The 13,419-nt window shown below is 50.3% G+C and carries 1 protein-coding gene; it reads right to left on the bottom strand.

All coding sequences use genetic code 11. The annotated features are described in order from the left end of the window. Positions 1 to 13,419, bottom strand: a complete 13,419-nt coding sequence (locus NYE42_RS08720; RefSeq protein ID WP_352426904.1) for an SDR family NAD(P)-dependent oxidoreductase — start codon at positions 13,417 to 13,419, stop codon at positions 1 to 3.

Raw genomic sequence — 13,419 nt, 5'->3', positions numbered from 1 at the left:
TCATTTAAATGCTTTCCAAAACATTTTTTTCGCAGGAAGCTCTTGTTTCTCCGCCGGTGCGTCAGGTTCTTTTACCAGAGCCTTACGTCTTAATGACGGTACCGGCAGCGGCTTTCTTTTCATTCCGGTATCTTTTTCTTCCCAAGCTTCCAGAATGACGTGGGCGTTCGTTCCGCCGTCGGCAAAGCAGTTGATGGCTGCTGACGGTCTGGCTGCATCCCATTCACCGGCTGTTTTATGAAAATGAAAATCTGTCTTTGTTATATCAAAATGCGGCATCGGTTCATCTCCTGAGAGGAACGGAACCGTTTGTTTATGCTTCAGCATTAATACGACTTTAATAAAGCTTGCGATGCCTTCTGCGCAAAGCGGATGCCCGATGTTCGGCTTGATTGACCCGATGCCGAGCGGAACATGCTGGCCTGAGCGGTATACGGATTGAATCGCCTTCAGCTCAAGCAAATCAGTCACCGCGGAACCCGATCCGTTTGCTTCGATATAACTGATGTCTTCCGGCTTTTTGCCGCTTTTGAAAAGCGCGCTTTGCATGACATCTTTTTGCGCCTGCATATTAGGAGCTGACGGGCCTGCCGTTCTGCCGTCATTGTTCATGGCGGCGGCCTTAATGACCGCGTGTATCGTGTCGCCGTCTTTTTGCGCCTGGCTTACTGTTTTTAACAGCACCATGCCGACGCCTTCACCGAGGACAACTCCGCCTGAACGCTTGTCAAATACGTGAAATGCCGGTTTTTCGTTTAACAGCCCGCGCTCTTGGAACATCCGGTGCGCCGCATCCGTGTTCAGCAGGCTGACCCCGCCAACTACCGCCGCTTTGATATCGCCGCTTCTCAGTGCCTGAACGGCCATGTTCATTCCTGTCAAAGCCGATGAACAAGCCGTATCAAGCACGATGCTCGGCCCGCGCAGATCAAAAAATTGCGAAACGTTTGCCGCTAAATAATTCTGCCCGCCCGCAACGATCGGGTTGCGGGTATTCGCAAGAATTTCAGGATCAGGCTGATGCTGGCTGCGGCCTCCGATATACACACCGGCCTCTATACCCTTGATTTCTTCACGGGAATAGCCGGCATGGCACCAAAGTTTCAAGCTCTCTTCCAACACCGCCAATGCCTGAGGGTCCATCGCTTTCGCGTCGTTTTCCGGAATGAAAAAGAATTCGGAATCAAAGTGATCCATATTGTCAATCAATCCCGCAACGTATTGATTTGCATATCCGAAACGTTCCGCCGGGACGGAGCCGATTGCGGACCTGCCGCTTCTCAGCAAGTCCCAATATTGTTCTAACGTTTCCGCTCCCGGAAAACGGCAGCTCATTCCGACGACGGCAATGTCTTCAGTTACGGCATCACGCTTTTGTTCAGTGTGAACCGTTTGTACGGCAGCCGGAACCAAGATTTCTGTATCATGCTCCTCCCTTTCTGCAAGCAGCGGCTGCCCATTGGATACAAGCCATTCGGCAAACGCGTCAATCGTCGGATGTTCATATAAAACAGACGGATCTAAGTCCTCTTTGAGCGCTTGATTCATTTGCTGTAAAAGCTGCGCTAAAATGATCGAATCAACCCCGTAATCCTGAAACGGTTCGTCTGTTTCCAGTTCTTCCGTAGCGATTTTCAGCTCATCGGAAAACAGTTTCACAAGCCACGCCTTCGTATCAAGAAGCAGTTCTCTGTCTGAATGTTTTTCAGCGGCTTTGCCGGTTATTACGGCTTTTTGTGTTTTCTCTTGACAGAGCAGCCTGTCAGGATGCCATTCGCTCCGATCAACGATAGCCGGCAGAACGGACGGGCGGATGTTTTCAGATAAAATACGATCCAGCAAGTCAAGTCCTTCCGCGTTGGACAGTCCCAGCAGCCCGGTCTGCTTCAGGTTTTCTGTGCGGACTTCACCCAATCCGGTTTCCTTCCAGTTCGGCCATTGAATGCTGACTAACGGATATTGATGCTGATGAGCCGCCGCGAAATAATCCATGTACGCATTTGCCATCGCATAATCCGACTGTCCCGCCGCGAGCGCCGGAACGACTGCAGATACTGAAGAAAATAAGACAAAAAATTGCAAAGGATCATTTGTGAAAAGGCTGCTTAATGTTTGAAGCCCTGCGACTTTCGGTTCCAGCACTTCTTGTATATCGTCAGCAGTCTTTCTGATAAACGCCGGATTTACTGAATTAACCGATCCCGCACAATGAATGACGCCGCCGATCGGTCCCATCGTGCGCCGGATCGTTTCAATTTCCGCTGCCGCCGCATCATGATCAGACAATTTCAGACTGATCACCGCCACTTGCACTCCTTTTGCTTCAAGCTCTTCAATCGCCCGTATCTTCTCTTTCAGCCTCGTATTAACGGCTGACCGTTTATGACGGGGAGGAATCGGCTCCCTGCCTGTCAGCACTACTTTTTTCACGCCGTGTTTTTCTGTGAAATGGCGGGCGCATAAGAGACCCAGTCCCCTCGTGCCTCCGGTAATGAAAAGCACATGGTCTTCAGGAAACGGTGCGGGCTTATGTTCTGCTCGCTTCCCGCTTGGAATCTCCCTGAATAAAGCACGGTATCTCTGTCCGTTTCGGCGGCAGATTTCCGGTTCTGTGCTGTCCGCCGCAAATTCATCTGCAATCTGTTTGGCAAGCGTCTGCTGATCCGTATCTGTATCGGCATCCATGTGTCTGGACGTCACGTTTTGATACTCATTTTGAAGCATTCTGTACAGGCCGCTTTTTGCCGCTCCTGCAAGATGAATCGTTTTCTGCTGAAATGGCTCCAAGCCTTTTGTTACATATAGCAGCGTCAGCGGCCGCGCCTGCCGGCGGCTTGTATCAATCAGAGTCTGGAGCCGGCTGATCCCGTCCAGTGAAGGGTCTTCGTCTCCGCATCCCGTCAGATCGATTGCGCCATCTATGTGATTCCAATCGCTAGCTGCAGTGTCAGCCGAATCGACCGGGAGAATGAATGAGTCAGTGAAATGCTTTGCAGTCTCTTCGGCTAGCTCCGCTGTTCTTGCATCAGCCAGAATCATGACAGTCTTGCCGCTTTTCTCACCGGCCGAATCGATCTCACACGGAACCCATTGCTTTTCTAAAAGCACAGCCTCGCGCCGGTCTTCTGTTTCCTGCGGTACGGCTTTCGGCTCAGGCAGCCAGTACGGCTCCTTCGCAAACGGATAAGCCGGCAGACTGATTCTGCGGGGTTTTTCGCCTTGATAGAGTCTGTCCCAGTCCATCTGGAGCCCTTTGGCCCACAATTCCGCTATTTTGGCGTATTTTTTCTTATCGAACCATGACCTCACAAGCTGCTTCAGGTCATCGTCCGTTTCAAATGCTTTGATTTCTTTTTTAGCCGTTTTGATATGGGCTTCATATATCCCTTCACCCGTATTTCCGTTTACAAAATCGGTTAAACGGCTGATCAGTTCTTCTCTCGAACCGGCTGTAACCGCAAGACGGTAATCCATCGCATCACGCCCGGTTTGAAGCGTGTACGCCATATCTGAAAGATTGATATTCTGATTGGCTTTTGCAAATTCGATCACAGACTCGGCATAGGTTTTTACCTGGGGCGCTTTTTTCGCCGACAGCACAAAAATGTTTGTCTCATCAGGCTTACGGCTTCCCCGGTCTTTCGGCTGATACTCTTCGATAACGAGATGAGCGTTTGTGCCGCTGTAGCCGAATGAGCTGACACAGGCCCGCCGCGGTGCTCCGCCTGTTTCCCAAGGTTTGAGTTCGGTATTGACAAATAAAGGCGAGTCATCGAAATCAAAATGTTCATTCGGCGTGCTGAAATGTAGGGTCGGCACAAGCTGCTGATGCTTCATCGACAGCAGAACCTTCTGGACGCTTGCTACACCTGCCGCCGCCGACGTATGCCCAATATTCGATTTAACCGAACCGATGGCGCAAAATTGTTTGCGATCCGTTTTTTCCTTAAATACAGAAGACAGGGCTTCTAATTCAATCGGATCCCCCTGCTTTGTGCCGGTGCCGTGCATTTCCGCATAGGTGATGCTCTCAGGGTGGATGTTGTGCGCTTCATACACTTGGCGCTCTAAATCCATTTGGCTTTTCGCGCTTGGTGCGGTAATGCCGTTGGTTTTTCCGTCCTGGTTAATTCCAGATCCGATAATGACTCCGTAAATATGGTCTTGATCGGCTTCCGCATCTTTCAGCCTCTTCAAAACGAGCGCCCCCGCGCCTTCGCCAGGCACAAATCCGTTCGCACTGTTATCAAATGCTTTACATTGGCCGTCAGGAGACAGCATTCCGGCTTCACACATGCTGATGTATGATTCAGGCGTTAAATACAAGGTCACACCGCCGACAAGCGCCATGTCAATTTCATGATTCAACAGCGCCTGACGCGCCAAATGAGTCCCGACGAGAGATGAAGAGCATGCCGTATCGATCGGAATGGCCGGCCCTTTCAAATTGAGATAATAAGGCAGGCGGGCCGCCGCGATGCTGAAACTGTTGCCCGTCGCGCTTCCTCCTGTCTGATGTTTGTTTAACATCATGCCGTATTCATTGTTCATAATCCCCAAATAAACGCCGCAATTTTTCCCGTTTAATTCTTTTGAGCTGTAACCCGCATCTTCAAAGGCTTTAAAACCTTCCTGTAAAAATATTCGGTGCTGCGGGTCCATAAGTTCCGCTTCAGACGGAGATATATTAAAGAACAGCGGATCAAACTCTTCAATGCCGTCAAGCATACCGATTGATCTGCAGTATACTTTGCCCTTCTTGTTTAAGGCCGGATCATAGTATTTGTTTACATCCCAGCGGGAAAGCGGGATGTCGCGAATGGCGTTTTTCGCACGGGCTAAGTTGTCCCAATATGTCTTTAGGTCCGGCGCATCCGGGTACTTGCCCGACATGCCGACGATGGCTATCGCGTCCGCTATCTCGTCTTTAGGCTCCCGTTTGGCCTGCACCGGTTCAGGTTCCTTTTGAACCGTTAATCTCTCCGGCTCGGCAGGTGTTTTCTCCTGCGGGGCATGTTGCTGCGTAAGCGGCTTTGGACGTACGGGAACCGCCTGTTTTTTTCTTCCGCGGACAGACGGCTGCGTACGCAGAAAATCGGCAAATTGGCGGATTGTCGGATAATCATACACTTTCGTTACGTTACAGTCCGTGCCGTACCGTTTATTGACGGCCTTTATCCATTCAAGACCGGTAATCGAATCCATACCCAAGTCAATAAAGGCCTCATCAATATCTACTTCATGCCACTCCATGTACAATACATCAGCCAGTGCTTTTGATAACTCGTCATGCACCGCTTCAATCGGTTCTTCCGGTTCGGCGGAAGCTGCCGTTTCAGACATCGCCTCCAGAATATCCGCTTCTGCTTGTGTCACATGCTGCTTATGAGCGTTTAAAGGCTGCAGCATGATGTTTGACGGTTTTTTCACGGCCTCTGTTTTATGCGGTTCGGTTGCTTCCTCAAGGATCGGTTCTGTCCCGAGCTCTTTTTGCAAGAAGGCCGCAAACTGGCGGATTGTCGGATAATCATATACTTTCGTCACCGTAAGGGACGTGCCGTATGCTTTATTAACAGACTTTATCCATTCAAGACCGGTAATTGAATCCATGCCGATATCAATAAATGTGTCGTCTGCGTCGATATCGTCGGCATCCATATATAAAACGTCTGCCAAACTTTCGGTCAATACGGCACTTACTTTTTCAGCGGAAACCGCCGGACGGGAAGCGGGCTGTACGGTTCTTTTCGGTTTCGCGCCGCTCAAAGTCTGCAGTGTAATGTTTGACGGTTTTTCTTTGACAGTCTCCTCGTGAAGAGTTGTTACTTCAATGACCGGTTCCGGGGCGGCCGCCGGTGCGATCGGCGCAGACTGTGTTTCGGCCGGTCTTTTGACAGCTGCATCTGCTGATATGTCGATCCAATATCGGTCTTTTGCAAACGGGTAGGCCGGGAGACTGATTTTTTGCGGTCTGCCCATTTGATACAGCTTATCCCAATTCAGCGGAAGGCCCTTCACCCAAAGCTCTAATACCTTTGCGGCTTTGCCTTTTTCAAGCCACGCCTCAATGGTTTTTTCCATGTCCTCATCAGCCGTAAACAGCGCCATCGTGTCTTTATTCTGTTTGACTTGTCCGCGGTAGAGCTGGTCAATTGACTCCTTGCCGCCCGTAAATTTGTCAAGCTTCTCTTCAAGCTCGCGCAAATTGCTGACAATCATTCCGAGACGCTCTTCCATCGGTTCACGGCCGATTTGAAGCGTATATGCGATCCGGCTCAGATCCGCTTCCCGGTAACGCCCGCTCCGCAGTGCATCAAGAAGACGTTTCGCCCGTTTTTGAAGCCGTTGCTCATTTTTCGCGGAAAGGACGATCATCGACGGATGAGGCGCGGCAAAAGCCGTCTCCTTATCCTCATCAGCGGAATATTCTTCGATGACGATATGAGCGTTGACGCCGCCGGCTCCGAATGAGGAAAGCCCCGCGGTTCTCGGCAATTCTTTATTTACTCCGTTTTCATTTATGACCGGTCTTGTCCACTCTTCAAGCGTCTGCTGCACTTTAAACGGCGTAGCGAGAAAATCAATATTCGGGTTAAGCGTCCGGGAATGCAGTGACGGTGCGAGCTGCTTATGTTTCATTTGCAGGAGCACCTTCGTCAGACCCGCGATGCCCGCCGCGCTTTCACAGTGCCCGATATTGGATTTCGCTGAGCCGATGGCACAAAACTGTTTATCTTGTGTTTGTTCTGAAAAGGCTTTTGTCAGACCCGTGATTTCAATCGGATCGCCGAGTGAAGTCCCGGTGCCGTGGGCTTCGATGTAGCTGACCGCCCTCGGATCGGTTCCCGCGTCTTTTAACGCCTGTTTGATCACCGCGGCTTGGGCGTTCGGATTCGGTACGGAATACCCGTTTGTTTTTCCATCATGGTTCACGGCCGTTCCTTTGATCAGGCCGTAAATATGATCACCGTCCGCTTTTGCTTTAGAAAGCGGCTTAAGGAGTACGGCGCCCACTCCTTCACCGGGCACATAACCGTCTCCGCCTTCTCCGAAACTTTCACATCTGCCTTTGCTTGATAAAAATCTGTTCTGGCCGAGCATCAAATATTTATTCGGATGAACGGATACATTGACGCCCCCGGCAAATGCTGCCTCGCATTCCCCGTTCCGCAAGCTTTGGCATGCCAGATGAATGGCTGTTAAAGAAGAAGAGCACATCGTATCCAGAGCCATGCTCGGGCCGTTAAAACCGAATACATAGGAAGCCCTGTTCGCAATTGATGACGGATTTCCGGTCAGCGCAAGCGATTTTCCGCGCGCCTGTTCTTCGGCTCCGTAAAGCTGATATTCCTCGTACATGACGCCGACGTAAACACCGACATTGGCGCCAAGCAAATCACCCGATTTTTCCGTGAGCTTTTTGCGCGTGTAACCGGCATCTTCCATCGTTTCGTAGACACATTGCAGGAATAACCGCTCCTGCGGGTCCATCAATTTTGCATCCCGGGGCGAAATAGAGAAGAATTGCGGATCAAATTTGTCCACGTCTTTCAAAAATCCTCCCCATTTTCCGTACGTCTTGCCTTCTTTATCTTTATCAGCGTCGTAATAAAGACTGTGATCCCATCGATCGTTTGGAATTTCGGTTATGCAGTCAGTGCCTTCACTCAAATTCTTCCAAAATTCCTGAAGATTTTCGGCCTGCGGATATCGTCCTGATATACCGATAATCGCGATATCTTCACGCTCTGTAAGCTGCTGATTTTTTCGCGTGTCTGGACGGACTTGCGCAAAGCCTTTTTTGCCTTCATTCCGTTTGAAAACGGGCTTTACTTTCGCTTTCTCAGACAGCGCTGGTTTGGCTGCAGGGGTTTCTTCTGTTTTCACCCCGGTCACTTCCAGCAGCGTGTCCCGGTGTGCTTTCATAAAATACTGCGCCAGCGATTCGATATTCTGGTACTCGAAAAACAATGTTTTTGACAATGAACCGAAGCTCTTTTCCAGCCGGCCCGTCAAATGCATAATCATAATCGAATCAATTCCGTAATCTTCCATAGGCGCCTTGGCATCAATTTTGCCGACAGGAAGTTTGGTCACTTCCGAAAGCACTTGTTTCAAGAAATGCTCCGTTTTTTCTGCAAGCATGCTCTCTCCGCCTGCTGTAAGACCTGCCGTTTCTTCCGTTTCGCTGCCCTTATCCGGCTGATCATCCGCTGATTTTTTCAGAAACGCCCGGATTTTTGCGGCGTAGCCTTCCGTCACCATGACTTGGGATGTGTTTGCCGCCCACCCGCGGTATAAAGCCTGAATGCCGTTTTCTGTTTGCATAGGGACCATGCCGCTTTCTTTTGTCAGCATGGCTTCCGTTTCAGCATCAACCGTCATGCCGCCGTCTTTCCAAAGCGGCCAGCAGATTGAAAGGGTATGTCCATAGCGTTCATTTCGGGCTTTTTTACGGTTTCTTTTTTCACTGAAGGCGTTCATAAACGCATTGGCCATCGCATAATCAGCCTGACCCGCGCTTCCGGCGCTTCCGGCTCCGGAAGAGAAAAGAATCAGAAAATCAAGCTCAATGTCCTTTGCCGCTTCATCAAGATGAACCAGTCCGGAGACTTTCGGCGCCAGTACATCACGGACTTCATCTTTGTGTTTTTTCAGAATATAGTTGTCTTTTATCGTTCCGGCGCTGTGTATGATACCGTTTAATCCGCCGTACTGCCGACAGATGTCCGCTGTGAGCGATTGAACTTCTTGTTTTTCCGTTATGTCCGTTTGTTTGTACACGGCTTGCGCTCCGAGATCGGACAGTTCTTGAAGCTGGGCTTTTTTACGGTTATCCAACAGAGAACGCCCCGTTAAAATAAGAACGGCGTCTTTTGCATGCCTGGCGATTTCTTTGGCGAATAAAAATCCGAGTCCGCCCGCACCGCCTGTGATCAGATAAACACCTTTATCCTTCCACGGCTTTTCGGCGCCGAACTGTTCAAGCCCTGTTTCCTGCCATTGTGCCGTATAGCGCCTGCCGTTTTCATAGCGAATATGCTTGTCATCAGGATGAGCGCTGCATTCACTTACATATCGGGACAGAATGTCTGCCTTGACGTCCGGCTCCAATTCAATCAGCTGGCCGGTCAGGTTCGGGTTTTCAAGCGCCGCTGTTTTCAAAAGCCCCGTTAAGCCGCAAAGGAGCTGCGTATCCGCTTCTTGAGGCACGACAATCTGAATGAGTTCGCGCCCGCCGGAATTTGAAGCGAGGATTTTCTTCACTTCTTCGAACGCCTGAAGCGCACAAGCTTCAAACCGTTCGTCTTCACTCTTATGCTGATCACGGAGCACATGACAGCTGAAGTCTGTCTGTATGCTGTTCATTTGATCCGTAAACCGGTCAGATATCATCACGTGACGGGCTTTGAAATGGATCGACGCTTCTTCATGTACAGCGGTCTTCTCTTCCCATACGTGTTCAAAATATAGTGTATCTGTTTTATCCGTTTCAATTTCCCGTGCGGAATAACCAGTCATTTTCACACATACATTGCCTTGTTCGTCACATACATCAATATCCAGCTTCTGAACGGCATCTTCAGGCTTGCTTTCGTTGCTGTACGCAATGGAAACCCACATATTGCTTTTACAGCTTTTCAACACATCAACCTGTTCGAGAGCAAATGGCAGCATCGGCCTTATGTCAGTCCCGTCTCTGTCAAGCATTAACCCGATTGTCGCGTGGAAGGCCGCATCCAAAAGGCTCGGATGGAGGACAAATTGATCTTTTGTATGAGAAATAGATGACGGGAGTGAAAGCTTCGCGAGCACTTTGCTGTCGTTTGCATAGATTTCCGTGACCGCTTTGTGAGCATCCCCGTATTCAATCCCCATCTGTTTGTATACCTGATAGCAAGCGTCAGGTGTGATCAGACGGCGTGACTCTCTTAATTTGTCAATCTCGATTTTGGCCGGTTCGCCCGCTCGGACAAACGCCGCGCTTCCTTGCGCATAGAGTACGGGCTCTTCTTCCGAGGAAGCCGATTCACTGTAAACCGTAAATCCCATCTCTCCATTTTCTTCGTCATAAAGACGGAGGTACAGTTCTGCGGACTCATCCGCCGCTGTAAACGGACGTATCCATACGACATGTTTCAGACGGACTGTTCCTTCTTCCTTCGTTTCTGCCGCATGTTCCACGGCCGCCCGGACCATTTCCAGATAAGCCGCGCCCGGTAACGTCCGCTCGTTTTTGACGACGTGATCTTTCAGGAAAAATTCTCCGCCGCTAAACGAGGACCGAAAACGGACGCCTGACATGTTTGATACATTTTCATGCAGGAGCGGATGCAGCATGCCTGCATTTTTTTGCGGCAGCGATTCTCTTTTCTCCGCCTTCGGCACCCAATACCGGATTTTTTCAAACGGATATGTCGGCAGGCTGATCCGATTCGGTTTGTTTTCACCGTACAAGAGATTCCAATCCATCGTTCCTCCGCCGGCCCACTTTTCGGCAATCATCTCCAGTCTCCCGGAAGAAAGCCATTTATGTATCAAGTCCGGAGCAAGCTCTGCCTGTTTGCTTTTATCGGCTCGGTTCCGCCAGCACCCGCTGACCGTTTTACCCGCCAGAAAGCCTTCCAGCCGCTCTTTGAGCTGTGTCATATCCTGAGCGGTGAACGCAACCCGCTCCTCCATCTGTTCACGGCCGATCTGAAGTGTATACGCCGCATCCTCAAGCGGCAGGCCGGGATGAATAAATGCAGACAGCTTCGCAACGTACTCTTTTAGCCGTTCTTCATTCCGGGCTGAAACCGGGAAAATGAATGTCTGTTCTTCTGCCGGTTCAGCATTTGTTCCGTGTGATTCTTCAGGGATAAATTCCTCCAGAATGAGATGCACGTTTGAACCTGTCGCCCCGAAAGAGCTGATGCCCGCACGCCGGGGATATACGGTTTCGTTTCCGTTTTCCGTCACTGATAGCTGCTGCCATGCTTCGGTATGATGCTGGACGTAAAACGGTGATTGTTCAAAATCTAAATACGGATTCAGCTCCTCCGAATGAAGAGACGGCACCAAAGTTTTATGGTGAAGCTGCAGGGCAACCTTGCTTAAGCCGCTGATGCCCGCAGCCGATTCCGCATGGCCGATATTGGACTTCACTGATCCGATCGAACAGAACTGTTTGTCCTGTGTGTACTGGCGGAACGCCTTGACAAGGCCTTGAACCTCGATCGGATCGCCGAGAGAAGTTCCCGTCCCGTGCGCCTCAATATAACTGACCGTGCGCGGATCGATGCCCGCTTTGTCCAGGCATTCTTCAATCAAATCGGCCTGCGCGACAGGACTCGGCACGGAAATTCCGCTCACTGTCCCCACGTGGTTGACGGCACTGCCCTTTATCACCGCATAAATCCGGTCTCCGTCTTTTACCGCCTCTCGCAGCGGTTTTAATAAAACGGCACCGATTCCTTCAGCCGGTACATAGCCGTCTCCGTCTTTCCCGAATGTATGACAAACCCCGTCTGTTGAAAACATGTCCCATAAACCGTATGTCAGATATTTATTCGGATGCAGCGACAAATTGACCCCTCCGGCAACCGCCGATTCACATTCCCCGCGCCGAATGCTTTCCGCAGCAAGGTGAACCGCAGTCAGCGAAGATGAACAGACCGTATCGACCGCCATGCTCGGCCCGTGAAAATTGCAAAAATATGAAACTCTGTTTGCGATTTGCGCATAATTAAGAGAAAGCGGGAATACATGATCTTCAGAAGAAGCTTCAGCCCCGACCAACGTATAATCCTTATGCATCACCCCTGCGAAGACGCCGACGCGCTGTCTCTTATTCCGTCCGCGCGCCTCTGCGAGCGACTTCGGCGTATATCCGGCATCCTCAATCGTTTCCCAGCATGTTTGTAAAAACAGCCGTTCCTGAGGGTCCATTGTTTCAGCTTCCCGCGGCGTAATCCGGAAAAATTGAGGATCAAAGCAATCCGGATCATCAATAAATCCGCCCCATTTTGAAATGCTCTTACCGGAAGGCGACTTTACATTTTCAAACCGGCGCCAGTCCCAGCGAGACTCCGGAATTTCGGTGACACAGTTTTTTCCTTCTTTCAGGTTTTCCCAGAATTCATGAATATTTTCGGCCTGCGGATAGCGGCCGGCCATGCCGATAATCGCGATATCTTCATCTAGCGGCACACTGCTTTTCCGCCTGTTTTCTGTTTGCGGCTCAACCGGCTTCGCCATTTTTGCCGGAGGCGCGCTGAAATGGCTCCCGTACTGCTCAGTCAGGAAAGCTGCCAGCTCTGCTGCCGTCGTATATTCAAACAGCAAAGTCGGAGAAAGGGTTTCGCCGATTTTTTCGCTGATCGTTTCGACGACGTCAAGCAGTCCGGACGATGTCAACCCCATTTCATAGTAGCCGACTTGAGAATCAATCTGTTCAAGCGGCTTGCCGATTTTTTCAGCCATCAGATTCATGACATACCGTTCCGCTTCCTCATGCAGGTGTCCGCCTTCAAGCGATGCCGCAACTTCCGGTAAACCGGCTTTTTCAGGAGACTTCTCAGCTGGCTTTCGTTCTGTATTGATCAGCTCGGCATCCCGCACGAGCTTGCTTGTGAAATCTTTCAGCTCGGCTACTTTTCGGCCGGATGCGTTAAAAAACTCCAGTGTAATGTAAATGAGCTCCTTTTCCTGCCGAAGCGACGAACGTTTGATTCTCGTGATGCAGCCGCTCTGCAAAGGTTCGGAAGCTGTAAAAGATTCGTAGAAAAGAGGCAGAAACAGCCTCTTTTCCCCATTTAACAGTGATGAGATCAGTAGGTTTGCGCCGACGCCGCTTCCGTCAAGAAGAGTCGGATGGAACAAAAACCCCCCGGCCTGTCCCATCGCGTCTTTTCCAAGCGATACATCAAAGATGACGCCGTCCCGCTCCTCAAACACTTCTCCTTCTGCTTTCATATATCCGCTGTGAACCAATTCCTGGCTTCTGCATTGTGCATACAGCTCATTTAAATCGATGGTGCGTTCCGCCTCGCGTTTGACAGAGTCAAGATCAAGCGTGTCACTGAAAATTGCGGGTGCCGTCTCGTGCATTTCCGCTTTGACGTAAATACGTTCTTCCGGCTGTACTCGTCCGCCGCTGACCTCAGCCCCTTTTGCGGTAAGTTTCCAGCGCCCTTCTTTTACCTTTGTACATTCAACCGTAAGCTTGACGGCGCTGTCTTCTTTCGCAATAAGCGGCTGATATATGGATAAATGGCGCAGCTGAAGCCCGTCGTATGAATAGCCGCGCTCTTTGAAAATCTGATAAAACATATCAATATAAGCCAATCCCGGAAGGACTTTTTGTCCGTAAACGTCATGATGTAAAATAAACGGATTTTTCAGCGATAAAGTGATTTGCTTATTGAAGTTCTTCAC

It is taken from the genome of Bacillus sp. FSL K6-2865, from assembly GCF_040311405.1.
In the GTDB taxonomy this organism is placed as follows: Bacteria; Bacillota; Bacilli; order Bacillales; family Bacillaceae; genus Bacillus; species Bacillus velezensis.
The sequence above is the reverse complement of the archived record's forward strand: the minus strand, read 5'-3'. Positions and strand labels throughout refer to the sequence as shown.